The organism is Streptomyces sp. NPDC002817 (assembly GCF_053592055.1).
The window spans coordinates 519,182-542,260 of sequence record NZ_JBSFUY010000003.1; the positions used below are offsets into that span (position 1 = coordinate 519,182).

Genomic DNA, 23,079 nt, shown 5'->3' on the forward strand with positions numbered 1-23,079 from the left:
CTTCTGTGGGTAGGGCCCACCAGCATCAGCTTGTTGCAACTCGACGGGCGGAGGCGCGGATAATAGTGGGCATACAGGTGGTTTCCCTCGGTCACAGGGGGCGGAGCCGTGTTGCGGAGCAGGACCGGTCCGCGCATAGTTGCGGACCCGTAGGGGTGTGTCAGTGCCACAAGCGCGCGCACGCCGGGCACGAGAGGCTGGATACGGGGGTGGGCTGGGCGATGGCCGGGCACGGGACGGACGAGCACCCACACGGTGCTGACCGACTGTGCGAGGCCGGGGATCGCGTGTATTCCCGGGCCGTACGGCGCGGACGCGTGCCGCGCGAGGACGCCGGACCGGTGCCCTGCCTGCTGGAGCTGGCGCTGCTGCACCCGGACCCCGACGACATGGACTGGCTCGTGCCGACCTCCCCGCAGGAGGTCATGACACGGCTGCTGCGCGGGGTCCACGAGGAGGTGAGCGCGAGCCAGCGGCGGATGGGGTCGGCGGTGGCCGCCTTCGAGTGGTACGCGGGACTTGCGCCGCAGCAGCGCTCCTCGGCCGCGGAGGGCTCCTCGATCCGGGTCCTGGACGGCCTCTCCCGGATCCAGGCCGCGATGGACGCGGCGACGGAGGCGTGCACGACGGAGGTCCTGACCGTGCAGCCGGGCGGTATCCGCCCCGAACACGAGCTGACGGAGGGCCTGCACCGGGCGCTGGCGCTGCGCGGCCGGGGCGTGCGGATGCGGGACCTCTACACGCATGTGGCGCGGCACGGCCAGGGGCTGCTGAACTACCTGGAGCTGATGGGTGACGCGGTGGAGGCCAGGACCCTCGACGAGGTCATCGACCGGCTGATCCTCTTCGACCGCACGGTCGCCTTCATCCCGGCGAGCCCGGACCGCACGCTGGCCCTGGAGCTGCGGCATCCGGCGCTGGTGAACTACCTGTTCACGACCTTCGAGCGGCTGTGGCGCCTCGCGATCCCGCTGACCGCTCCGCTCCCCGACACGGGCATCGAGGGCATCTCCCACCGCGAACAGTCCATCGCGGCACTCCTGGCGGAGGGCCACCAGGACGCGGTGATCGCGGAACGTCTCGGCATCAGCGTCCGTACGTGCCGGGCGCACATCGCGCGGCTGTCGGAGACGCTGGGCGCGGCGAGCCGGACGCAGCTGGGCGTACGCATCGCCCAGGTGGGTCTGGACGGTCCCCGGGACACGGGCCCGTACCTCAGTGTTCCTGGGCAAGGATCCCCGACTGTCCGCTGAGGCGGCCGAGTCGGCCCGTGGTCACGAGTGGCTCTCTCCCCCTGTCGTCGGCTCGGTCGACTTGAGGATTCCGGACTCGGCAATGAGGAAGCCGAGCTGGGCGCGGCTGCCGCTGCCCAGAGCCGCGGCCAGCTTGGCGATGTGCGCACGGCAGGTGCGCACGTTCATGCCCAGCCGGCGGGCGATGGCCTCGTCGACATGGCCTTCCACCAGGAGTTTGGCGATGGAGTGCTGGATGTCCGTGATGCCGTCGGCGGCGGTTTCGTAGGGGGCCCCGGCGCTCAGCGGGACCGAGCGGCCCCACATGAACTCGAAGACCTTGATCAGGTAGCGGACGAGGCCCGGGTGGCGTAGTTCCAGGGCGACTTCCTGGTCATCGCGGGTGGGGATGAAGGCAACCGTCTCGTCGCAGATGATGAGGCGCTCGACCAGCTCGTCGATGGTGCGGTACTCCACCTTGCCTTTGGAGAGCTGCTCCACGTAGGCCAGCTTCTCCGGGCTGTACCTGGCGGTGTGCTGGTAGAGCGTCCGGATCCGCACACCACGTTCGATCAACGTCGTGTCTCGTTCCAGTCCCTGAACGAGGCTGCGCTCGGTTCTGCGGTTGCTGGGCTGGACCGTGAGCATCTCGGCCTGGCACTGGCCCGCGGCCAGGTTGAGCGCGGCGTTGATCCGGTCGCGGCCCTCCAGCACCGTGATGGAGTGCGTGGGCGTCGTCGCCTGGGCGCTGAGCGCCATGAACGGCTTGAAAGCATCTGCCAGTTCGATCGACAGCTGCCTGCGCTCAGTGATCTCGTGCTCTATGGGGTTGAGTCGCTGCGCCAGGGCGATCGCCGGGGGCACCGGGCGCAGCCAGCTCGGATCGTCGGGATCAGGGTGCAGCAGGTCGAACTCGATCAAGCAGGGTGCGGCCTCCACGTCCGAGCGCGCGACGCGTCCTGTGCGCAGAGCGTTCGCATAAAGCAGGCCACCTTCCTCACACAGCGTGGTCACCGCGTGTGGATGTGTCGCACTTGTCCCCTTTGTTGTCAAATCTCCACCCCCCAGGGTCCTGAACGTGCAGGAACATGATGCATCGATTGTGTGGCCATGACGTGCCCGAATGAGCCATCGTCTTATCTCACGGGGTGAAGAGGGGACCTTCAAGTGAGGACGAAGCCGACTATGCAGAAGAAATTGCTTCGCTCGGTGCTTGCCGCTGCTTTTTCCGCCGTTATGGCCTTCGGAGCGTTGAGCGGCTTGTCCGATGCGAAGGGCGACGTTCGGGCGGACAGCGCTTGGCGGGTTGCAGCCGCGTCCACGCCGCAGCCCGGAGACAGCGCCTGGGAGACCGACGACAGCGCCTGGGCGGTCGAGAGCTGACATGACCACTCCGCCCGACGATCGCTCATTCCGCCGCGAAATGGCCACGGCATACCGCTCCGGCTGGCACTTCATCGACCTGGTCACCGCGATCCCCCACGCCGGTGACTCGTTGATGGTGACCGTCTTCGGTGAGCCGGTGGTCGTCACGCGGGACGAGGACGAGGACCTGCGGGCGTACCGGTGTCTGCGGCGGCCTCGGGGGGCGCCGCAGCCAGTGCGGTGTGCCATTCGGTACGGAATGATCTTTGTGAATCTCGACCAACGAGACCATCGGCTGGTGGAACCGGAATCCCCCACCTCACGGGCCATCCCAGCCACCCCCCGCAGTGCCTGACGCGATTCCCCCGTCGTAACAGATCGCGCAGGTGCTTCCCCCCGCAGCGGCGTCACCGTGACCTGAACACGGTGACGCCGCTGTGTTTCCGGGGATATTTCCGGGTATCCACCCAATCGATCGCTGGCCGGAAGAGATCGCTCACACGTCCTCACGCGTGACCGAGCGCCCGTGTCACCTCGATCTCGATCACCACCCGCGCGGGATTCGGCCGCGGCACCCGCTCGTAGCGCTGCGCGTACCGTCGCACCGCCTCCGCGACCCGGTCCGGCTCCGTGCGGACGCGGGCCCGCCCCTCCAGCGTCGCCCACCGCCGGCCCGCCGTCTGGCACACCGCCACCCGCGCCCCCTCCGGCCCGGCCGCCAGCACGTTCCGCGCCTTCTTGCTGGACCCGCTCGTGATCACCCGAGCAAGTCCGGCCTCCACGTCGTATGTCACTCCGACCGGCACGACATGCGGGCTGCCGTCCGGGCGCAGGGTCGTCAGCGTGCACAGGTGCCGCTCCCGCCAGAAGCTGAGATACGGCTCGTCGAGGGCCGTGAGGTCCCGGGGGTGCGTTGTCGTGGGAGGAGTCGTCATGGCTGGGAAGTTAACCCCTCCAAGGCTCCCGCACCCCACCTTGAGTGGAATAGACTCAACTTTGTGTACGTTGACTGAGTCAGTCCAGGGAGAGCCGACACCGAGGAGGAGTACGCGAACGTGGACGCCGAGCTGACCAACCGGAGCCGGGACGCGATCAACGCGGCCGAGAAGCGGGCCGCCACCGAAGGGCACCCGGATCTCACTCCCGCTCACCTGCTGCTGGCTCTGCTCCAGGGGCAGGACAACGAGAACATCGTCGATCTGCTGGCCGCCGTCGAGGCCGACCAGGCCGCCGTGCGGGCCGGTGCGGAGAAGATCCTCGCCGGGCTGCCCAGCGTGACCGGATCCACCGTCGCGCCCCCGCAGCCCAGCCGTGACCTGCTCGCCGTGGTCGCCGACGCCGGCGCCCGCGCCAAGGACCTCGGTGACGAGTACCTCTCCACCGAGCATCTGCTCATGGGCATCGCCGCGAAGGGCGGCCAGGCCGCGGACGTACTCTCCTCGCAGGGCGCGAACGCCAGGAAGTTGCAGGAGGCGTTCCAGAAGGCCAGGGGAGGGCGCCGGGTGACCACACCCGATCCGGAGGGGCAGTACAAGGCCCTGGAGAAGTTCGGCACCGATTTCACCGCCGCGGCCCGCGAGGGCAAGCTCGACCCCGTCATCGGGCGGGACCAGGAGATCCGGCGGGTCGTGCAGGTGCTGTCCCGGCGCACCAAGAACAACCCGGTCCTCATCGGTGAGCCCGGCGTCGGCAAGACCGCCGTCGTCGAAGGGCTCGCCCAGCGGATCGTGAAGGGGGACGTGCCCGAGTCCCTCAAGAACAAGCGGCTCGTCGCCCTCGACCTGGGCGCCATGGTCGCCGGCGCCAAGTACCGCGGTGAGTTCGAGGAGCGGCTCAAGACCGTCCTCGCCGAGATCAAGGCCTCCGACGGGCAGATCGTCACCTTCATCGACGAGCTGCACACCGTCGTGGGCGCCGGGGCCGGCGGCGACTCCGCCATGGACGCCGGCAACATGCTCAAGCCGATGCTCGCCCGCGGTGAGCTGCGCATGGTCGGCGCGACGACGCTGGACGAGTACCGGGAGCGGATCGAGAAGGACCCGGCCCTGGAGCGCCGCTTCCAGCAGGTGCTGGTCGCCGAGCCGACGGTCGAGGACACGATCGCGATCCTGCGCGGACTCAAGGGCCGCTACGAGGCCCACCACAAGGTCCAGATCGCCGACGCCGCCCTCGTCGCCGCCGCCACCCTCTCCGACCGGTACATCACCTCCCGCTTCCTGCCCGACAAGGCCATCGACCTCGTCGACGAGTCCGCCTCCCGCCTCCGTATGGAGATCGACTCCTCGCCCCTGGAGATCGACGAACTCCAGCGCGCCGTCGACCGGTTGAAGATGGAGGAGCTCGCCCTGGAGAAGGAGACCGACCCGGCCTCCCGCGAGCGCCTGGAGCGGCTGCGCCGCGATCTCGCCGACAAGGAGGAGGAGCTGCGGGGTCTGACCGCCCGCTGGGAGAAGGAGAAGCAGTCCCTCAACCGCGTCGGTGAGCTGAAGGAACGCCTCGACGATCTGCGCGGCCAGGCCGAACGCGCCCAGCGCGACGGCGACTTCGACACCGCCAGCAAGCTGCTCTACGGCGAGATCCCCACCCTGGAACGGGACTTGGCGGAAGCCTCCCAGGCCGAGGAGGAGGTCTCCAAGGACACCATGGTCAAGGAGGAGGTCGGTCCGGACGACATCGCCGACGTCGTCGCCGCCTGGACCGGTATCCCCGCAGGCCGCCTCATGGAGGGCGAGACGCAGAAACTCCTGCGCATGGAGGAGGAGTTGGGGCGTCGGCTGATCGGTCAGGCGCAGGCCGTGCAGGCGGTCTCCGACGCCGTGCGCCGCACCCGGGCCGGCATCGCCGACCCGGACCGCCCCACCGGCTCCTTCCTGTTCCTCGGACCGACGGGCGTCGGCAAGACCGAACTCGCCAAGGCGCTCGCCGACTTCCTCTTCGACGACGAGCGGGCGATGATCCGCATCGACATGAGCGAGTACGGCGAGAAGCACAGCGTCGCCCGTCTCGTCGGCGCGCCTCCCGGCTACATCGGCTACGAGGAGGGCGGCCAGTTGACGGAAGCCGTCCGCAGGCGGCCGTACAGCGTGGTGCTGCTGGACGAGGTGGAGAAGGCGCACCCCGAGGTCTTCGACATCCTGCTCCAGGTGCTGGACGACGGGCGTCTGACGGACGGCCAGGGCCGCACCGTGGACTTCCGCAACACCATCCTGGTGCTGACGTCGAACCTCGGCAGCCAGTTCCTGGTCGACCCGATGACGAGTGAGACGGAGAAGAAGGAACAGGTGCTGGAGGTGGTGCGGACCAGCTTCAAGCCGGAGTTCCTCAACCGTCTCGACGACCTGGTCGTCTTCTCGGCCCTGAACAAGGACGAGCTGGGCCGGATCGCCCGTCTCCAGGTCGACCGGCTGGCCAAGCGCCTCGCGGAACGCCGTCTCACCCTGGTGGTCACCGACGAGGCCCTGACCTGGCTCGCCGACGAGGGCAACGACCCGGCGTACGGTGCCCGGCCCCTGCGGCGCCTCGTCCAGACCGCCATCGGCGACCGCCTCGCCAAGGAGATCCTCTCCGGCGAGGTCAAGGACGGCGACACGGTCCGGGTGGACGCCTTCGGGGACGGTCTGATCGTCGGACCGGCGACCGGCAAGACGCTCTGATCCATGAGCGAGGGGGCCCGTCCGGGGCCCCCTCGCTCACCCGACCAGCACCCAGGCCGCCATCATCGCGAGGAAGCCGAACAGGAGCAGCGCGGGCAGTCCCAGAATGGCGGCCACCACTCCCCACCTGGTACGTCCCGTCGTTTCGCCGCCGTGTGCCATCGCCATGAGCCCCGCCCCTTCGCGCCCTGCCGACCGGTTCCTGTCAGCTGTCGGCTGACAGTACCCGTCGGGGTTGCCACGCCCCTCCCCGTATGGGGGAGGATGGCGGAATCCGTACGAAGGGAAATTCACGGTGACCATCGATCCGTCCTCGATTCCGAACTTCGGGGGCAAGCAGCCCGAGCCGCAGCCCCAAGGACCGGCGGGTCCCGTCGTCCCGGATCAGGACCTCGTGAAGCAGCTCCTCGAACAGATGGAGCTGAAGTACGTCGTCGACGAAGAGGGTGACCTCGCAGCGCCGTGGGAGCAGTTCCGTACGTACTTCATGTTCCGTGGCGAGGATGACCAGCAGGTCTTCTCGGTGCGGACGTTCTACGACCGGCCCCACCAGATCGACGAGAAGCCGCAGCTGCTGGAGTCCATCGACGACTGGAACCGCCGCACCCTGTGGCCCAAGGTCTACACGCACACCCATGACGACGGCACCGTCCGTCTGATCGGCGAGGCGCAGATGCTGATCGGCACCGGCGTCAGCCTGGAGCACTTCGTCTCCTCGACGGTCAGCTGGGTGCGGGCCGCCATCGAGTTCGACAAGTGGCTCGTCGAGCAGCTCGGCCTCGAGCAGGAGGTCAACGAAGCGGAGAAGCCCGAGGACGAGGAGTAGATCCCTCAGCCACCCTCGGCACCCGACTACAGGGGCGTATCGGCGAGTACGACCAGATACGCGCCGTAGCCGAACGAGAGCCCGGCCAGGGCGCCGGCCATCACGGCCGCGTGCCAGGGCCGGGCTCTCGCCGTCCGCACCAGCGCCCGCGCGAGCGGCAGCAGAAGCGGGAAGGCGGGGAGCAGGAACCGGGGCTTCGACGCGAAGAAGCCCGAGCCGCCCAGCGTGATCAACAGGAGTACACCGCTGTAGGCCAGCAGGGGCAGCGGGGCACGGTCGGCCAGCAGCAGCGCGAACAGCACGACCGCCGCCGCGACGATCAGCAGGGCCATGGGGAAGACCAGCCGGTCGCCCTGGAGCAGCAGCCGGCGCACGAAGCGCAGGGAGCCCCGGCCGAAGTCGAAGCGTGAGCCCCACCGGCGCTGCACCTCGAAGTAGCCGCCGAGCAGGTCGCCCTTGCGGTGCCCGACCCACAGCACGTACGCGCACCAGCCGAGCGGGGCGAGCGCCGCGCCCGTCCACAGCCTGTGGGTAACTTTTCCGCGCCGCCTCCAGATCTCGCAGGCCGCCGTCACCAGCACCGCCGCCGCGACCGCGAACCCGTTCGGCCGAGCCAGCCCCGCCAGCGTGGCGAGCGTGCCCGCCCACAGCCAGCGGTCGGTGAGCACGGCGTACAGCGACCAGGCGGCGAACGCGGTCAGCAGGGGTTCGGTGTACGCCATCGACAGCACGACCGAGTGCGGCAGCAGGCCCCAGAGCAGTACGAGGGTGGCGGCGACGGCCCGGCCGTGGAGGTGTGCGCCGAGCGCGTAGAGGCCGGCGGCGGCGACGGCCGCGGCGGTCCAGGAGACCAGCAGGCCCGCCGCGCCGCCGCTCAGCGGGCTCACCGCGGTCACCGCCCGGACCAGCGCCGGGTACAGCGGGAAGAAGGCCAGGTCGCTGAAGACCAGGTCCGGGCGGAGGTGCAGCGCGCGGCCGTAGCCGTGCTCGGCGATCCCCAGGTACCACCGGGAGTCCCAGGACCGCCCGAGCAGGGTGAGCGGCCGGTTCCCGGTGGCCCAGGCGGTCGCCGCGAGCACGGCGACACCGGTGAGCCGGGCGAGTGCGAACAGGCCGAGAGCCGTACCGAGCGTCGCCGCGAGAGGTGCGCGGGGGGCGGTCCGCCCGGCGGCGGTGTGTGTGACGGCGGGCGGTGCGAGGGTACTGGCGTGAGTCACACCCGCACATTGCAGGGGAAAGCGGGCATAAGCGAGCATTGACCGCCCGGGCGGGTGTGGATTCACCGCGCCCGGCGTGGCGGCGCGACGCGGCCCCCCGACGTCATCGGGCTCCGGGACCCGGGCGGTGAGCCGGGCGGCGACGGCGGTGAGGGCCGCGTCGCGCCGGGCGCCCTCGATGTGCGGGATCCGGTGCCGGGCGACGGCGAAGCCCGAGGCCGGCTCCTCGCGATGGGCGGGACCGTGGATGCGCTCGCCGAGCGCGACGGTCCGCGCGATCCGCTCACGAGGCGCCAACTTCCCGAAGCCCGGGGCGTCCTGGCGACAGTGGTGGTACCCCACCAGCACCCCGCGCTCGGAGTGGAGCCCGTGCGAGGGGTACCGGACACGCGTCAACGGCAGATCCGTCTCCGTCACCCCGCCGTAGATCCGGTGGTCCTCCTCCCACCAGCGCCGCCACGCAGCACGCCGCGTCGGCGGTCTACCGCAGGAGGCGGGCGGCGGCGTCGCGCAGCACCTCGTCCCGCTTGCAGAACGCGAACCGCACCTGGCTGCGGCCGGCCTCCTTGTCGTCGTAGAAGACCGAGTTGGGGACGGCGACCACACCGGAGCGTTCCGGCAGGCCGCGGCAGAAGGCCAGGGCGTCCTTCTCGCCCAGGGCGGCGATGTCGGTGGTGATGAAGTAGGTGCCCTGCGGCCGGAACACCTCGAAGCCCGCCGCGGTGAGCCCGTCGGCGAGGATGTCGCGCTTGCCGCGCAGCTCCTCGCGGAAGCCGGTGAAATAGCTGTCCGGCAGCCGCAGCGCCTCCGCGATCGCGTACTGGAACGGCCCGGACGACACATACGTCAGGAACTGCTTCGCCGTACGGACGGCGGCGATCAGCGGCGCGGCCGCGGTGATCCAGCCGACCTTCCAGCCGGTGAAGGAGAAGGTCTTGCCCGCGGAGGAGATGGAGACCGTACGGTCGCGCATCCCCGGCAGCGAGATCAGCGGGATGTGCTCGGCGTCGTCGTAGGTCAGGTGCTCGTACACCTCGTCGGTCACCACGAGCAGATCCCGCTCGACCGCCAGCTCGGCGATCGCCGTCAGCTCCTCGCGGGTCAGCACCATGCCGGTCGGGTTGTGCGGGGAGTTGAGCAGCAGCAGCCGGGTGCGGTCGGTCACCGCGTCCCGGAGCGCGTCGAGGTCCGGGCGGAAGTCGGGGGCGCGCAGGGTCAGCGGGACGCGGGTGGCGCCGGCCATGCTGATGCAGGCCGCGTAGGAGTCGTAGTACGGCTCGAAGGCGATGACCTCGTCGCCCGGCTCCAGCAGCGCGAGCATCGTGGCCGCGATGGCCTCCGTCGCGCCCGCGGTGACCAGGACCTCCGTGTCGGGGTCGAAGGTCAGGCCGTAGAAGCGGTGCTGGTGGTCGGTGACGGCCGTGCGCAGCTCGGGGACGCCGGGCCCGGGCGGGTACTGGTTGCCCCGGCCCTCGCGCAGCGCCCGCACCGCAGCCTCCCGTACGGCCTCGGGGCCGTCGGTGTCCGGGAAGCCCTGCCCGAGATTGATCGCGCCGGTCCGTACGGCCAGTGCCGACATCTCCGCGAAGATCGTCGTGCCGAATCCGTCCAGCCTGCGGTTCAGCAGCGCCCTGTCGCCCATGTCCTCGCCATCTCCTCGCCCGTCTCGCCGGCCGTCCACACCCGGCCCGCCCTCTCGCCGGTGCCGGAGAAGGCCGTCGCGGTCATCCTGCGCCCAAGCTCTGGAGTTCCTCAACTCTGCTTTGGCTGGTGAGACACGGGGGCATCTCCCTCGCACGCACAACGCGAGGCGCCCACGGGGGGTCGTCTCGGGGAAACGGAAGGAGGGTGGCGCCATGGTTATCGGCATCATCCTGGCGATTGCCGCAGTATTCGTCGTCGTGGTCGTACGTCTCAGTCTTCGGGAGGACAAGGAGGCCGCGAAGAGCCGGGCCGGGGCGCGGGGGCGTCGCCGGAGCGGTGACAGCAGTGGCAGCTGGTGGGCCGGGGGCGGGGCGAGCGGCGGCGTCGGCTCGTCGTGCGGCTCGTCCAGCTCCTCCTCCTGCGGCAGCAGCTCGTCCTGCGGAGGCGGGTCCTCCTGCGGTGGCGGTGGCGGTGGCGGCTGCGGCGGCGGCGGCAGCTGAGCCGCGGAAGAGGGGGGAGGTCATGCTCATGGCTCTCGGGATCATCGTGCTGGTTCTGTTCCTGGCCCTGCTCCTGATGGCGATCGCGGGGTCCAGCCGCCGACAGCGGGGCCACCGGTCGTCCGGCGGCAGCAACAACGGCAGCGGCAGCAGCGACAGCTGGGCCGGCGGGGGAGACGGCGGCGGTTCGTCCTGCGGAGGCGGGTCGTCCTGCGGAGGGGGCGGTGGGGGCGGATGCGGCGGGGGCAGCTGACACGGGGCAGCTGAGCTTCCCGCATCCGGAAGACGAGAGCCGGGCCCGCACGGGGGTGGGGCCCGGCTCTTCGTGTGCCGAGAGCGCCCGGCCGCTCCGGCGCACGCCCTGGCGGGCCTGGCGTGCGCCGTAGTTGAACAGTTGAACTGTGGAGCCCTCTGAGGGATGGAAACCCCACGAAGTTGGGTAAAAACGCTGTGGCGGCGCCACAGTTCATGATTCTCTCTAAATCACCTGACGCAGCGGCCCTTCGGACGTCCCAGAGCCACCCCTGCCGATCTTCCGACCGGGCCGACCGGGCCGAATCCCCGCCGGTGTCGACCCGAGCGCGTCGGACCCACACCTCCCTTTTCTTCCTTTGCGTGCCTAGCGGAGCCGATCCATGCTCACGACCCTGAAAACCTCGTACACCGACACGCGCGCGGCCGACCTCGCCTGGGCCCTGGGGCGCGAGCCGCTCCCCGCACTGGCGACCCTCGACCTCGTGTTCGACGGAACGAAGCTGGAGCTGAGACTCCTCGGAGCGTCCCATCAGGTGCTCCTGGAGGAGGAGCGGGGCACCTGTTCGGAGACGGTGGCGTGCATCCCGGGCAGCAGCACACCGCTGCCGCTGGGCGTCGCCAAGCGGGTCGGCGACTGGGAGTACGAGTTCGCGGCCCGGGTGGAGGTCCTCTCGCCGGGTCAGTTCGCGGGCCGTGCCCAGGAGTTGCTGGCCCTTGTCTCCGACCACCCGCACGGACTCGCCGGCGTCTTCCCCGGCAGCCCGCACGCCTTCACCGCGCTGCTGGCCCAGCGCCACGAGGGGCAGGTGCTGTGGCGGACCTGGCACGCGTACCCGCAGGACGGACAGCTGGTGGCGACCCGGACCCGGGTGGGGGTGAGAGTCCCGGCGGGCCGGCTCACCCCGAGCGGCGCCTGACGGCACGCCCGGGATCCCGTACGAGATCACCCTTCACGTCGCACAAACGCCACGCGCCCGATTGACCCGCAGTTCCACACGTGTGGGTGACGAAGCGTACACCGGGCGTGACGTACCGTCGCAACGTGATCGAACCGCACGCGCCCGCCCCACCCGGCACCACGCCGCCCTGGGCCGGGCCCGCGCGGCTTCCCGTCCGGCCCGGGATCGGCAGGTTCCTGGTCCTCGCGGGCGTCTTCGTCTGCGCCGCGTGCGGACTGGTGTACGAACTCGAACTGGTCGCCCTCGCCTCGTACTTGATCGGCGACTCGGTCACCCAGGCCTCCGTCGTGCTGTCCGTCATGGTCTTCGCGATGGGTATCGGCTCGCTCTTCGCCAAGCGGCTGCGCTGGCACGCGGCCGCCGCCTTCGGCGCGATCGAGGCCGCCCTCGCCCTCGTGGGCGGCCTCAGCGCGATGGCCCTGTACGCCGCCTTCGCCTGGACCGGCGACTGGGGCGGCATCTGGGCGAACGGCTCCCGCTGCCTCCTCGTCGCCTTCTCCCTCGCCATCGGCCTGCTGATCGGCGCCGAGGTCCCGCTGCTGATGGAGCTCATCCAGCGCATCCGCCGCCAGGACCCGGGCGGCGCGGTGGCGGACCTGTTCGCGGCGGACTACGTGGGCGCGCTGGTCGGCGGCCTGGCCTTTCCGTTCCTGCTGCTGCCACTGCTGGGCCAGCTGACGGGCGCCCTGATCACCGGCACGGTGAACGTGATCGTGGGCGGCGCGCTGGTGCTGGGCCTCTTCCGCCGGGACCTGTCCTGCCGGGCCCGTTGTCTGCTGCTGATCACCAACCTCGCCGTGCTCGGCACCCTGGCCGCGGCCGCCGTCCTGGTCGACGACTTCGAACGGGCGGCCCGCCAGGCGGTGTACGGCAACGACGTACGCGTGGCCCTCCAGACCGACGTCCAGGAGGTCGTCCTCACCGGCGGCACGCAAGGCCGCCCTCTCGACCTCTTCCTCGACGGCCGGCTGCGGGTCAGCGGCCGCGACGAACACCGCTACCACGAGGCACTGGTCCACCCCGCGATGTACGGCGAGCACGCACGCGTGCTGATCCTGGGCGGCGGTGACGGCCTGGCGGCCCGCGAGGTGCTGCGCCACCCGGATGTGCACCGGGTGGACGTCGTGGAACTCGACGCGGGGGTGGTACGGCTGGCCCGCGAGGACCCGGCGCTGTCCGCGCTGAACGGCCACGCGTACGACGACAGGCGCGTCCAGGTCACCACGGGCGACGCCTTCAACTGGCTGCGGGGGGCGCCGCGGGGCGTGTACGACGTGGTGATCGCGGACCTGCCCGACCCCGGGATCACGGCCAGCACGAAGCTGTACTCCCAGGAGTTCTACGGCCTGGCCAGGCGGGCGCTGGCTCCCGGAGGGCGCCTGGTGGTGCACGCCGGTCCGGTGTCGAGCCGCCCCCGCGTCTTCTGGACGGTGGACAGGACGATCCGCGCGGCGGGGCTCAGGACGGTGCCGTACTGCGTGGGCGGCCGCGACTCCGGCTTCGCCGCGGGCCCGGACCGTACGACGGGGGCGAGCCGGGCGCCGCGGGACTGGGGGTTCGTCCTGGCCGCTGCCCGCCGCCCGGTCCTGCGACTCGACTCCCACGAGTCGGAGCGGACGCTGACGCAGGCGGGACTGGAGGCGGACGGGAGGGCGGCGGAGGAGACGCGGGTCGAGGGAGCGGAGGTGTCGACGCTGGTGCATCCGCGCTATTGAGGCCCGCGCCGACGCGCGGTCACTTTCGACCAACCAGGGTGCGCGGCGGCGCCCACTGGGTAGGCTCGCCCACCATGGAGCATGAGGTGTTCGTTCCGGTTCCGGCCGAGCGGCTCAGGGAGGCGCTGGCCGATCCCGTTCGGTTCGCCCGGGCCGTTCCCGGGCTCCAGCAGGACGTCGGCGCCGAGCCCGTCACCGGGCGGCTGAAAGTGCGCGTCGGCAGCCACACCATCACCTACCGCGGCTCGGCCCGCCTCTCCGCCCAGGACGACGGTTCCTACGCTGTCGAGGGCGACGCCACCGAGGCCCGTGGCACCGGCGTGGTGAAACTCGCCCTCACGCTGAGGGTGGACGAGGCCGACGGCGGCTCCAGGCTCACCTTCGACGGCACCGCCTCCGCCGACGGCCGCATCAAGGAGCTTCCGCCGGAGGCCGTCACCTCGGCCGTCGCCCGGCTGCTGAACCGTTTCGCGGAGCACCTGGGAGCGTCGGCGCAACCGAAGCGGGGCACGCAGACCACGCGGGCCACCGACACAGCCGGACCTCCGGCAACCGAAGCCCCCGAGCCACCGACGGCCAAGGGCACCGCGTCCCCGGCCGTCGAGAGCACCGAGCGCGACGAGCCACCGGCCGCCGAGCGTGGCGAGCCTTCGGCCGCAGAGAGCACCGAGCGCGACGAACCCCCGGCCGCCGCCGAGGGCGCCGACGTTCCGGACCCCGCCGAAGCCTCCCCGGCAGCGACTCCGGACGCCGGCACCACCGAGCCCGCCGCCCCCCTCGCCCCCGAAGCCACCGAGGACCTCGAACCCTCCGCGACGGGCGACGCCGAGGCCGTCCCCGACGCCGACGACACAGCGGTGCCCACGGACGAACCCACCGCCCCCGAAGCCCCGCACGCCCCGGACGCCCCGGACGAGCCCACCCCCGGACTCGTCGAGCCCGAACCCGCCACCCCCGCCGGCTTCACCCCCGACCTCCCCGCCGAAGCCGCGCACGCGCGCCGCACGATGATCGGCCGGAGCGCGGAGGAGGTCGACCACGCCCCGCCGCGCGGCCGGTACGCGCCCGTGCCCGCCCCGCAGACCGGCGCCCCGCACTCCACCCTCCGCTGGGCGGCCCCCGCGGCGGCCCTCGTCGTCGCGTCGGCGATCGTCGTCGGCCGGGCGCTGCGCAAGCGGCACTGAGGAAGCAGGGTGAGGTGGGCCGGAACCGTGGCGCCGACGTCCGGGCGGCGGGAATCGGGGATGGCCGGAAGCACCCCCTTGATCACCCCAGTAGGGTCGTCCCGTGAGTAACGAACCCATCACGCTGACCGCGGGCGACGCGGAGGTGACCGTGCTGCCGGGAAACGGCGGCCGGATCGGCGGACTGCGCGTCGGCGGTACCGAACTGCTGCGGCAGGGCGAGCGCTTCGGCTGCTTCCCGATGGTGCCCTGGTGCGGCCGGATCAGGGACGGCCGTTTCCGGGACGGGGCGACGGTCCATCAGATGCCGCTCAACTCCCCGCCGCACGCCATCCACGGCACCGCCCGCGACGGCGCCTGGCGCATCGCGCGCACGACGACGGACGAGGCGGTCATCACGTACGACCTGGTCGAGCCCTGGCCCCACCCGGGCCGGATCACGCAACAGGTCGCCCTCACTCCGGACGCCGTGACGCTCACCATGTCCGTCGAGACGTACGACTCCTCCTTCCCGGCCCAGATCGGCTGGCACCCGTGGTTCAACAGGACCCTCGGTGGCGAGGACGTACAACTGGCCTTCTCCGCCGCCTGGCAGGAGGAGCGCGGTGACGACCACCTGCCCACCGGCAACCGTCTCGACCCCGAGCCCGGCCCGTGGGACGACTGCTTCGGGATGCCCGGCGGAGTGGACGTCACGCTCACCTGGCCGGGACAGCTGGAGCTCACCGTCGCCTCCCGCGAGGAGTGGGTCGTGGTCTACGACGAGCAGGCCGAGGCCGTCTGTGTGGAGCCGCAGACCGGGCCGCCCAACGGCCTGAACACCGCGCCCCGCCTGGTCACGCCCCTGGAGCCGCTGGAGGCCTCGACGACCTGGAGCTGGCGCCGCCTCTAAGCTGGCAGGCATGACGGACGACGTACGCGGCACGCTGCTGCAGCAGATCAAGGACAAGGCCGTGGTCCACGGCAAGGTGACCCTCTCCTCGGGTCTGGAGGCCGACTACTACGTCGACCTGCGCCGCATCACCCTCGACGGTGAGGCCGCCCCGCTGGTCGGTCAGGTGCTCCTGGACCTGACCGCCGACCTCGACTTCGACGCGGTGGGCGGTCTGACGATGGGCGCCGACCCGGTCGCCGCCGCGATGCTGCACGCGGCCGCCGCGCGTGGGAAGAAGATCGACGCCTTCGTCGTCCGCAAGGCCGCCAAGGCGCACGGTCTCCAGCGCCGCGTCGAAGGCCCCGACATCGCGGGCCGTCGGGTCCTGGTCGTCGAGGACACCTCCACCACCGGCGGCTCCCCGCTCACCGCGGTCGAGGCCGTGCGGGAGGCGGGCGCCGAGGTCGTCGCCGTCGCCACGATCGTGGACCGCGCGACCGGTGCGGCGGAGAAGATTCAGGAGGGCGCGGGGGTTCCGTATCGCTTCGCCTTCTCCAAGGATGAGCTGGGCCTGGACTGAGTCATCCACAGGTTGAGACCGAGGGCGGGACCATCCGGTCAAGTCTGGAAAGATGGGGCCGACGATGACGTCGCCCCCTAGGTCAGGGCCGTAAGGAACCAGCCAACCCGCACAATCAAGGAGCGGTCAGATGCCCATCGCAACTCCCGAGGTCTACAACGAGATGCTCGACCGGGCGAAGGCGGGCAAGTTCGCCTACCCGGCCATCAACGTCACCTCGACGCAGACCCTGCACGCGGCGCTGCGCGGCTTCGCCGAGGCCGAGAGCGACGGCATCATCCAGATCTCGACCGGTGGCGCCGAGTTCCTGGGCGGTCAGTACAACAAGGACATGGTCACCGGTTCGGTGGCGCTGGCCGAGTTCGCGCACATCGTGGCCAAGAAGTACGACATCACCGTCGCGCTGCACACGGACCACTGCCCGAAGGACAAGCTCGACGGGTATGTGCGGCCGCTGATCGCCGTGTCCGAGGAGCGTGTGGCCCGGGGCGAGAACCCGCTCTTCCAGTCGCACATGTGGGACGGCTCGGCCGAGACCCTCGCGGACAACCTGTCCATCGCGCAGGAGCTCCTCGAGCGCGCCCGCGCCGCGAAGATCATCCTCGAGGTCGAGATCACCCCGACCGGTGGCGAGGAGGACGGCGTCTCGCACGAGATCAACGACTCCCTCTACACCACGGTCGACGACGCGATCCGTACCGTCGAGGCCCTCGGTCTCGGTGAGAAGGGCCGCTACCTGCTGGCCGCCTCCTTCGGCAACGTCCACGGTGTCTACAAGCCGGGCAACGTCGTCCTGCGCCCCGAGCTCCTCAAGGAGCTGAACGAGGGCGTGGCCGCCAAGTACGGCAAGGCGTCCCCGTTCGACTTCGTCTTCCACGGCGGCTCCGGCTCCACCGAGGCGGAGATCGCGCTCGCGCTGGACAACGGCGTCGTGAAGATGAACATCGACACGGACACGCAGTACGCCTTCACCCGCCCGGTCGCGGACCACATGTTCCGCAACTACGACGGTGTCCTGAAGGTCGACGGCGAGGTCGGCTCCAAGAAGACCTACGACCCGCGCACCTGGGGCAAGCTGGCCGAGGCGAGCATGGCCGCGCGCGTCACCGAGGCCTGCGCCAACCTGCGTTCCACGGGCACGAAGCTCAAGTAACCCGCGGTCCTCACGAGCCCGGCGTCTGTCTACGGCGCCGGGCTCGCTGTATACCTGGGGCATGTCCGATGTCCGGCTGTCCTCGCCGCAAGGCAAGTGGATCCTGCTGACCACCGTGCTCGGCTCCAGCATGGCGCTGCTGGACTCGACCGTCGTCAATGTGGCGCTTCCCCGTATCGGCGAAGACCTGGACGCGGATCTCGCCGCCCTCCAGTGGACCGTCAACGCGTACATGCTGACGCTGGCCGGGCTGATCCTGCTGGGCGGATCGCTCGGGGACCGGTACGGACGGCGCAAGATCTTCGTCGTGGGCGTGGTCTGGTTCGCCGCCGCCTCCCTGCTGTGCGGACTCGCGCCGAACGCCGGTGTCCTCATCGCCGCCCGTGCCCTGCAAGGGGTCGGCGGCGCGCTCCTCACCCCCGGCTCGCTCGCCCTCATCCAGGCCTCCTTCCACCCCGACGACCGGGGCCGGGCCGTCGGCCTGTGGTCCGGGTTCGGCGGCATCGGAGCGGCGGTCGGGCCGTTCCTGGGCGGCTGGCTGGTGGACGGGCCGGGCTGGCGCTGGGTGTTCCTGCTGAACGTGCCGGTGGCGCTGCTGTGCGCCCCGATCGCGGTGCGCCATGTCCCGGAGTCCGGGGACGGACGGGTCCACAGCCGTTTCGACGTGCTCGGCGCGGTGCTGGGCGCGCTGGCCCTGGCGTTCGTGACGTACGCGTTGATCGAGGCCCGCCAAGGGTCGCTCGCGGTGGTGGTGACGGCCGTCGCCGGGGTGGCTGCCGCCGTCGCCTTCGTGGTCGTCGAGAAGCGCCGCCCCGACCCGATGATGCCGCTCGACATCTTCGCGTCGAAGCAGTTCACCGCCGTCAACCTCGTCACGCTCTGCGTCTACGCGGCCTTCGGCGGCTTCTTCTTCCTGGCCGTGCTCCAGCTCCAGGTCGTCTCGGGCTACTCGGCCCTCGGCGCGGGGACGGCCCTGCTGCCGACCACCGCCCTGATGCTGCTGTTCTCCGCCCGCTCGGGCGCCCTCGCCGACCGCATCGGCCCCCGTATCCCGCTGACCGCCGGGCCGCTGCTGTGCGCGTCGGGGATGCTGCTGATGCTGCGGGTCGGCGAGGACGCCTCGTACGTCGCCGACGTCCTGCCCGCCCTGCTGGTCCTGGGCCTCGGCATGGTCGGCCTGGTCGCCCCGCTGACCGCGACCGTCCTGGCCTCCGTGGACGTGGGGCGGGCGGGCCTGGCCAGCGGTGTCAACAACGCGGCCGCCCGGGTGGCGGGCCTGATCGCGGTGGCCGCGCTGCCGCTGATCGCCGGGATGGGGGAGGAGGCGTACCGGTCGCCGGCCGCCTTCGACGACGCGTTCGGACGGGCGATGACGGTGTGTGCCGGGCTGCTGGTGCTGGGGGCCGGCGTGGCCTTCGCGACCGTACGAACCCTCCCACCGGACTGCGTCCGGCCGGAGTGCCTCCACCACGGGTCCGTCATGGCACCTCCGCTGGAGGGGCAGCGGGCGCGGAAGCGTCTGGCCTAGCGGGGCCCTCGGCCACCCCCGCCGATGGAGGAGACTTGACCCATGTCGATTCACGAAAATCTCCTCGGGGGACCGCCCCCGACCCACCTCCCCGACGACCCCGAGCCGCGTGAGCTGCTGGCCGCCGGTACCGCGCCCGCCGATGTCGCCGCGAAGTACCCGACGTCCTCGCTGGCCTGGGCCCAGCTGGCCGACGACGCCTTCGAGCGGGGCAGCGTCGTGGAGTCGTACGCCTACGCCCGTACGGGCTACCACCGCGGTCTGGACTCGCTGCGCCGCAACGGCTGGAAGGGCCATGGCCCGGTGCCCTGGGAGCACGAGCCGAACCGCGGCTTCCTGCGCGCCCTGCACGCCCTCGCCCGCGCCGCGGGGTCGATCGGTGAGCAGGAGGAGTACGAGCGCTGCTCGCAGTTCCTGAAGGACTCCTCCCCCGTGGCGGCACAGACGCTGGGCTAGGGATGTCTCCGGTGCGGGGCCCGTCCGGCGGTGACCAGGCGGGCCCCGCGCTTTTCCCGCCCCGCCGCGGCCGCATGATCGGCTGACAGGTTCTTCAAAAGTTCTTCATCGGCTCCGGCCTACGGTCGGCCTGCCCGGCGCGGTCGCGGACGGGTTCGACAGGAGAGCGGGAGAACCGATGAGGACGTATCGGATACTGCCGGCCGTGGCGGCCTCGGTCGTGGTGTTCGTGGTCGGCGGCTGTGGGAGCGGTGGCGACGGGGCGGAGGTCCCGACGGCCGACGGCGGCACCGGAGTGTCGGCCTCGCAGAGCGCCGGGGACGACGTGGCCGCGTATGTGCAGGCCCGGCGGGAGTACGTGAAGTGCCTCCGGGAGAACGGCATCGACGCGCCGGACCCGGACGCCAAGGGGAACATCGACTTCGGCGGCGGCGACATTCAACGCGCCTTGAAGAAGGACCCCAAGTTCCTGGCCGCCACCCAGAAATGCGGCAAGGACCTGCCCGCCGTGCCCGAGAGCATCGAGAAGGCCAACCAGCCCCCGCGCTCCGCCGAGCAGATCGCGGTGGAGCGCGAGTACGCCGAGTGCATGCAGAAGAACGGCGCCGCCGACTTCCCCGACCCGGGGCCCGACGGTCTCGGCGAGGGCGAATGGGACCAGACCTCGGCCGGTGCGAAGCGGGCCACCCGTATCTGCGGGCCGATCATCGGGGTTCCGGCGACTCCGAGCCCCGGCAAGGGCTGATCGTGGCGGATATCGCGGACACGGCGGAAAAGGCCGACGCGGTGCCGCTGCCGGCGCGCGGCAGACCGAGGCGGCGTACGGCCCTCATCGCCTCCGCCGTCGCCCTCGTCGTGACGGCCGTCGCCGTCGTCGGAGCTCTCGGGCTCGGCGGTGGCGAGGAGGAGGGCCCGGGCGCACCGTCCCGGGCCGGCTCGGTCGTCCCGGTCACCCGCGCGACGCTGACCGAACGCACCCGGGTGGACGGCCGGTTGGGATACGGCACGGAGATACCGCTGCCGGTCAGGGCGACGGGCACGGTGACCTGGCTGCCGGAGCAGGGTGCCACGGTGCGGCGCGGGGGCGTGCTGCTGCGCGTCGACGACCGTCCCGTGGTGCTCCTGTACGGGAGGCTGCCCATGTACCGGGATCTGGCGCTGACCGCCACGACCGCCACCACGGACACCACGGACACGACGGATACGACGGACACGACGGACACGGGGTCCCGGAAAGTCGGTGAGTCCACCGCACCGGCCGAGTCCACCGCACCGGCCGAGCCCTCCACGCAGACCGAGCTCAAGGGCATGGACGTCCTGCAGTTCGAGACCAACCTGGCCGCACTCGGCTACACCGGCTTCACGGTGGACGAGACGTTCACCGACAAGACGGCCCAGGCGGTCGAGCGCTGGCAGAAATCGCTCGGGCTGCCCGAGACCGGGACGGTCGGCCTCGGTGACGTCGTCTACTCCACGGGCCAGGTGCGGATCGGCCGGCCGGGCGTCCGGCTCGGCGACGCCGCCGGAGAGAACACCCTCACCTACACCGGTACCGCCCGGAAGGTCGTCGTCGACGCCTCCGCCGCGGACGCCGCCTGGGCCGTACGCGGTACAGGGGTCCGCGTCCGGCTGCCCGACGGGAAGACCGTGAAGGGCGAGGTGGCGTCGGTGGGGAAGCAGGCGACCGCGCCCGAGGGGAGTGGCGAGGGCGACTCGGGGCAGGGCGGCGCCACGGTGCCGGTCACCGTCACCATCAGGGACCAGAAGTCCGTGGGGCGCTTGGAGAGCGGGCCCGTCACCGTCGAGTACGTGGGCCGTGAGGTCAAGGACGTGCTGGCCGTACCGGTCGCCGCGCTGGTCGCCCTCACCGAGGGCGGGCACGGACTGGAGACCGAGCAGGGCCGGTTCGTCGCCGTACGGACGGGGCTCTTCGCCGACGGCAAGGTGGAGGTCAGCGGCCCCGCGGTCCGCGAGGGCATGAAGGTGAGGATCCCGGAGTGAGTGAACTTCCGCCCGCGGTCGTGGAGTTCGACGCGGTCTCCAAGACGTATCCGGGTCCGGTGGCCGCGGTCCGTGACGTGAGTCTGCGCATCGGGCGCGGCGAACTGGTCGGCGTGGTCGGCCCGTCGGGCTCCGGCAAGTCCAGCGTGCTCCATCTCATGGGCAGCCTCGACCGGCCCTCTACGGGTCGTGTCCTGATCGACGGTCACGACGTGGCGAAGCTGTCCGACCGCGAGGTCTCCGCACTGCGGGCCACCCGGATCGGCTTCGTCTTCCAGCAGTTCCACCTGGCGGTGGGCGTTCCGGTACTCGACTCGGTGGCGGACGGCCTGCTCTACGCCGGCGTCCCGGTGCGCCGCCGCCGGGCCAGGGCCGCGGCCGCGCTGGCCCGGGTCGGGCTCAGCCACCGCGTCCACCATCTGCCGCACCAGCTCTCCGGCGGCGAGCGGCAGCGCGTCGCGGTCGCCCGCGCGGTGGTCGGCGGACCGTCGGTGCTGCTGGCGGACGAACCGACCGGAAACCTCGACTCCGGGTCGGGAGCCGCCGTACTGGAACTGCTGCGCGAACTGCACGCGGGCGGTACGACGGTCGTGGTCATCACCCATGACCGGGAGATCGCCGCCCGGCTGCCCCGTCGTATCGAGATGCGCGACGGCCGGCTGGTCGGCGACACGGTGCGCGGCACGACGAGCGGAGCGCAGCGGTGAAGGACAGCGTGCCGAACTCCGTCCGGCGGGAACCGCTGCGCGCCGCGCGGCTCCGGCCCGCCGATGTCGTACGGCTCGGCGGGACCGGTCTGCGGACCCGGCCGCTGCGGGTCTTCCTGTCCGCGCTCGGTATCGCCATCGGCGTCGCCGCCATGATCGCGGTGGTCGGTATCTCCGGCTCCGGACAGGCGGAGGTGGACCGGCGGCTCGACGCGCTCGGTACGAACCTGCTGCGGGTCGCCCCCGGCGAGTCCCTCGCGGGAGAGAAGGCCGAACTGCCGTACGAGGCCGTCTCGATGATCCGCCGGATTCCGCCGGTGCGGCAGGTCGCGGCGACCGGCGCGACCGACGCCCACGTGTACCGCAACGAGCGCATCGCCATCGGCCGCACCGGCTCGCTGACCGTTCTCGCGGCCGGCCGCGAACTCCTTCCCGCCGTCGGCGGTCAGGTCCGCGGGGGCCGCTGGCTGGACTCCGCGACCGACGAGTACCCCGCCGTCGTCCTCGGCGCCACGGCCGCCCAGAGGCTCGACGTGTACACCCCGGGGACCCGTCTCTGGCTCGGCGGCCGCTGGTTCTCGCTGATCGGCGTCCTCGATCCGGTACCGCTCGCTCCGGAGCTCGACAGCGCCGCCCTGGTCGGCTGGTCGGCGGCCCGGACCTATCTGGGCTTCGAGGGCCATCCGTCGACGGTGTACGTGCGCGCCCAGGACAGCGAGGTCACCGCGGTACGGGCGGTGCTCCCGGCCACCGCCCACCCCGAGAATCCGGGCGAGGTACGGATCTCACGGCCCTCCGACGCGCTCGCCGCCCGGGAGGCCACCGAGTCCGCGCTGACCGGACTGCTGCTCGGCCTCGGCGGGGTCGCCCTGCTGGTCGGTGGCGTGGGCGTGGGCAACACCATGGTCATCTCTGTCCTGGAACGGCGTGGGGAGATCGGCCTGCGCCGCGCCCTCGGAGCGACCCGGGGCCAGATCCGCACACAGTTCGTGACGGAGTCCCTGCTGCTCTCCCTCATCGGCGGCCTGGCCGGAACGGTCCTCGGCACCCTCATCACCGCGGGCTATGCCCTCAGCCGCGACTGGCCTACGGTCGTCCCGGCCTGGGCGAGCGTGGCGGGCGTCGCCGCGACGCTGCTCATCGGCATGATCGCCGGCCTGTACCCGGCGGTCCGGGCGAGCAGGCTGGCGCCGACGGAGGCGCTGGCCGGCACGTGAGTACCGTCGGACA

The 23,079-nt window shown here is 71.5% G+C and carries 24 protein-coding genes; 19 read left to right on the plus strand and 5 right to left on the minus strand.

The window, feature by feature from the left end:
• Positions 1-221: 221 nt before the first annotated feature.
• A complete protein-coding gene (locus ACWD3I_RS08435; RefSeq protein ID WP_365394617.1) occupies positions 222-1,253 on the plus strand; it encodes a helix-turn-helix transcriptional regulator in 1,032 nt (343 codons plus the stop codon).
• A 21-nt stretch (positions 1,254-1,274) separates the two neighbouring features.
• On the opposite strand, the gene ACWD3I_RS08440 is transcribed toward ACWD3I_RS08435, so the two are convergent.
• Complete coding sequence (locus tag ACWD3I_RS08440; RefSeq protein WP_451084047.1) at positions 1,275-2,246, minus strand: helix-turn-helix transcriptional regulator; 972 nt, start codon at positions 2,244-2,246, stop codon at positions 1,275-1,277.
• A 171-nt stretch (positions 2,247-2,417) separates the two neighbouring features.
• On the opposite strand from ACWD3I_RS08440, the gene ACWD3I_RS08445 reads away from it, so the two are divergent.
• Both ACWD3I_RS08445 and ACWD3I_RS08450 read left to right on the plus strand, forming a co-directional pair.
• The gene (locus ACWD3I_RS08445; RefSeq protein WP_451084048.1) at positions 2,418-2,615 is read left to right on the plus strand and encodes a hypothetical protein; all 198 of its coding nucleotides are present in this window, start codon (positions 2,418-2,420) and stop codon (positions 2,613-2,615) included.
• A 1-nt stretch (position 2,616) separates the two neighbouring features.
• Positions 2,617-2,952: a Rieske (2Fe-2S) protein gene (locus tag ACWD3I_RS08450; RefSeq protein ID WP_046247603.1), complete on the plus strand. Its 336-nt coding sequence runs from the start codon at positions 2,617-2,619 to the stop codon at positions 2,950-2,952.
• 151 nt (positions 2,953-3,103) lie between these two features.
• On the opposite strand, the gene ACWD3I_RS08455 is transcribed toward ACWD3I_RS08450, so the two are convergent.
• Positions 3,104-3,532: a pyridoxamine 5'-phosphate oxidase family protein gene (locus ACWD3I_RS08455; RefSeq protein ID WP_266889637.1), complete on the minus strand. Its 429-nt coding sequence runs from the start codon at positions 3,530-3,532 to the stop codon at positions 3,104-3,106.
• A gap of 120 nt (positions 3,533-3,652) precedes the next feature.
• Between ACWD3I_RS08455 and clpB the strand changes: the two genes are divergently transcribed.
• On the plus strand, positions 3,653-6,250 hold the full coding sequence (gene clpB, locus ACWD3I_RS08460; protein ID WP_365408091.1) for an ATP-dependent chaperone ClpB: 2,598 nt from the start codon (positions 3,653-3,655) through the stop codon (positions 6,248-6,250).
• 36 nt (positions 6,251-6,286) lie between these two features.
• Here clpB and ACWD3I_RS08465 read toward each other — a convergent pair whose 3' ends face one another.
• Positions 6,287-6,418: a hypothetical protein gene (locus tag ACWD3I_RS08465; protein WP_365408088.1), complete on the minus strand. Its 132-nt coding sequence runs from the start codon at positions 6,416-6,418 to the stop codon at positions 6,287-6,289.
• 127 nt (positions 6,419-6,545) lie between these two features.
• On the opposite strand from ACWD3I_RS08465, the gene ACWD3I_RS08470 reads away from it, so the two are divergent.
• The gene (locus ACWD3I_RS08470; protein ID WP_365408085.1) at positions 6,546-7,076 is read left to right on the plus strand and encodes a type III secretion system chaperone family protein; all 531 of its coding nucleotides are present in this window, start codon (positions 6,546-6,548) and stop codon (positions 7,074-7,076) included.
• Positions 7,077-7,102: 26 nt separating this feature from the next.
• Here ACWD3I_RS08470 and ACWD3I_RS08475 read toward each other — a convergent pair whose 3' ends face one another.
• Together ACWD3I_RS08475 and ACWD3I_RS08480 are read right to left on the minus strand one after the other, a co-directional pair.
• A complete protein-coding gene (locus ACWD3I_RS08475) occupies positions 7,103-8,293 on the minus strand; it encodes a hypothetical protein (RefSeq protein ID WP_365408105.1) in 1,191 nt (396 codons plus the stop codon).
• Between the two features lie 481 nt (positions 8,294-8,774).
• On the minus strand, positions 8,775-9,935 hold the full coding sequence (locus ACWD3I_RS08480; RefSeq protein WP_307028046.1) for a pyridoxal phosphate-dependent aminotransferase: 1,161 nt from the start codon (positions 9,933-9,935) through the stop codon (positions 8,775-8,777).
• Positions 9,936-10,149: 214 nt separating this feature from the next.
• Here ACWD3I_RS08480 and ACWD3I_RS08485 point away from each other — a divergent pair, with 214 nt between their 5' ends.
• From ACWD3I_RS08485 to ACWD3I_RS08550, 14 genes are all read left to right on the plus strand, one after another.
• Positions 10,150-10,437 carry a hypothetical protein gene (locus ACWD3I_RS08485; protein ID WP_365408082.1) on the plus strand — a complete coding sequence of 96 codons (288 nt, stop codon included), beginning with the start codon at positions 10,150-10,152 and terminating at the stop codon, positions 10,435-10,437.
• A 28-nt stretch (positions 10,438-10,465) separates the two neighbouring features.
• A complete protein-coding gene (locus tag ACWD3I_RS08490; protein ID WP_365408079.1) occupies positions 10,466-10,690 on the plus strand; it encodes a hypothetical protein in 225 nt (74 codons plus the stop codon).
• 382 nt (positions 10,691-11,072) lie between these two features.
• On the plus strand, positions 11,073-11,609 hold the full coding sequence (locus ACWD3I_RS08495; protein ID WP_365408076.1) for a DUF2617 family protein: 537 nt from the start codon (positions 11,073-11,075) through the stop codon (positions 11,607-11,609).
• 125 nt (positions 11,610-11,734) lie between these two features.
• Positions 11,735-13,366 carry a polyamine aminopropyltransferase gene (locus ACWD3I_RS08500; protein WP_365408073.1) on the plus strand — a complete coding sequence of 544 codons (1,632 nt, stop codon included), beginning with the start codon at positions 11,735-11,737 and terminating at the stop codon, positions 13,364-13,366.
• Between the two features lie 74 nt (positions 13,367-13,440).
• Entirely contained in the window at positions 13,441-14,550 is a 1,110-nt protein-coding gene (locus ACWD3I_RS08505) for an SRPBCC domain-containing protein (RefSeq protein WP_365408069.1), read from the plus strand.
• A gap of 103 nt (positions 14,551-14,653) precedes the next feature.
• Positions 14,654-15,442: an aldose epimerase family protein gene (locus ACWD3I_RS08510; protein ID WP_365408066.1), complete on the plus strand. Its 789-nt coding sequence runs from the start codon at positions 14,654-14,656 to the stop codon at positions 15,440-15,442.
• A 10-nt stretch (positions 15,443-15,452) separates the two neighbouring features.
• The gene (gene pyrE / locus ACWD3I_RS08515; protein WP_365408063.1) at positions 15,453-16,004 is read left to right on the plus strand and encodes an orotate phosphoribosyltransferase; all 552 of its coding nucleotides are present in this window, start codon (positions 15,453-15,455) and stop codon (positions 16,002-16,004) included.
• Positions 16,005-16,134: 130 nt separating this feature from the next.
• On the plus strand, positions 16,135-17,157 hold the full coding sequence (gene fbaA / locus ACWD3I_RS08520; RefSeq protein ID WP_365408060.1) for a class II fructose-bisphosphate aldolase: 1,023 nt from the start codon (positions 16,135-16,137) through the stop codon (positions 17,155-17,157).
• Between the two features lie 61 nt (positions 17,158-17,218).
• Positions 17,219-18,685: an MFS transporter gene (locus ACWD3I_RS08525; protein ID WP_365408057.1), complete on the plus strand. Its 1,467-nt coding sequence runs from the start codon at positions 17,219-17,221 to the stop codon at positions 18,683-18,685.
• A gap of 42 nt (positions 18,686-18,727) precedes the next feature.
• A complete protein-coding gene (locus ACWD3I_RS08530) occupies positions 18,728-19,141 on the plus strand; it encodes a DUF3151 domain-containing protein (protein WP_365408054.1) in 414 nt (137 codons plus the stop codon).
• A gap of 178 nt (positions 19,142-19,319) precedes the next feature.
• Positions 19,320-19,886 carry a hypothetical protein gene (locus ACWD3I_RS08535; protein WP_365408051.1) on the plus strand — a complete coding sequence of 189 codons (567 nt, stop codon included), beginning with the start codon at positions 19,320-19,322 and terminating at the stop codon, positions 19,884-19,886.
• A 2-nt stretch (positions 19,887-19,888) separates the two neighbouring features.
• The gene (locus ACWD3I_RS08540) at positions 19,889-21,142 is read left to right on the plus strand and encodes a peptidoglycan-binding domain-containing protein (RefSeq protein ID WP_365408048.1); all 1,254 of its coding nucleotides are present in this window, start codon (positions 19,889-19,891) and stop codon (positions 21,140-21,142) included.
• The gene (locus tag ACWD3I_RS08545) at positions 21,139-21,849 is read left to right on the plus strand and encodes an ABC transporter ATP-binding protein (protein WP_365408045.1); all 711 of its coding nucleotides are present in this window, start codon (positions 21,139-21,141) and stop codon (positions 21,847-21,849) included. The genes ACWD3I_RS08540 and ACWD3I_RS08545 overlap by 4 nt, the downstream gene beginning before the upstream one ends.
• An 8-nt stretch (positions 21,850-21,857) precedes the next feature.
• Entirely contained in the window at positions 21,858-23,066 is a 1,209-nt protein-coding gene (locus ACWD3I_RS08550; protein WP_365408042.1) for an ABC transporter permease, read from the plus strand.
• Positions 23,067-23,079 lie beyond the last annotated feature (13 nt).

What these genes read in the sequence shown, in the direction of transcription:
- ACWD3I_RS08480 (WP_307028046.1), bottom strand. Translation starts at nt 9,935, where the DNA reads ATGGGCGACAGGGCGCTGCTGAACCGCAGGCTGGACGGATTCGGCACG.
- pyrE (WP_365408063.1), top strand. Translation starts at nt 15,453, where the DNA reads ATGACGGACGACGTACGCGGCACGCTGCTGCAGCAGATCAAGGACAAG.
- ACWD3I_RS08535 (WP_365408051.1), top strand. Translation starts at nt 19,320, where the DNA reads ATGAGGACGTATCGGATACTGCCGGCCGTGGCGGCCTCGGTCGTGGTG.
- ACWD3I_RS08465 (WP_365408088.1), bottom strand. Translation starts at nt 6,418, where the DNA reads ATGGCGATGGCACACGGCGGCGAAACGACGGGACGTACCAGGTGGGGA.
- ACWD3I_RS08445 (WP_451084048.1), top strand. Translation starts at nt 2,418, where the DNA reads ATGCAGAAGAAATTGCTTCGCTCGGTGCTTGCCGCTGCTTTTTCCGCC.
- ACWD3I_RS08435 (WP_365394617.1), top strand. Translation starts at nt 222, where the DNA reads ATGGCCGGGCACGGGACGGACGAGCACCCACACGGTGCTGACCGACTG.
- ACWD3I_RS08450 (WP_046247603.1), top strand. Translation starts at nt 2,617, where the DNA reads ATGACCACTCCGCCCGACGATCGCTCATTCCGCCGCGAAATGGCCACG.
- ACWD3I_RS08530 (WP_365408054.1), top strand. Translation starts at nt 18,728, where the DNA reads ATGTCGATTCACGAAAATCTCCTCGGGGGACCGCCCCCGACCCACCTC.
- fbaA (WP_365408060.1), top strand. Translation starts at nt 16,135, where the DNA reads ATGCCCATCGCAACTCCCGAGGTCTACAACGAGATGCTCGACCGGGCG.
- ACWD3I_RS08495 (WP_365408076.1), top strand. Translation starts at nt 11,073, where the DNA reads ATGCTCACGACCCTGAAAACCTCGTACACCGACACGCGCGCGGCCGAC.
- ACWD3I_RS08490 (WP_365408079.1), top strand. Translation starts at nt 10,466, where the DNA reads ATGGCTCTCGGGATCATCGTGCTGGTTCTGTTCCTGGCCCTGCTCCTG.
- ACWD3I_RS08525 (WP_365408057.1), top strand. Translation starts at nt 17,219, where the DNA reads ATGTCCGATGTCCGGCTGTCCTCGCCGCAAGGCAAGTGGATCCTGCTG.
- ACWD3I_RS08485 (WP_365408082.1), top strand. Translation starts at nt 10,150, where the DNA reads ATGGTTATCGGCATCATCCTGGCGATTGCCGCAGTATTCGTCGTCGTG.
- ACWD3I_RS08455 (WP_266889637.1), bottom strand. Translation starts at nt 3,532, where the DNA reads ATGACGACTCCTCCCACGACAACGCACCCCCGGGACCTCACGGCCCTC.
- ACWD3I_RS08505 (WP_365408069.1), top strand. Translation starts at nt 13,441, where the DNA reads ATGGAGCATGAGGTGTTCGTTCCGGTTCCGGCCGAGCGGCTCAGGGAG.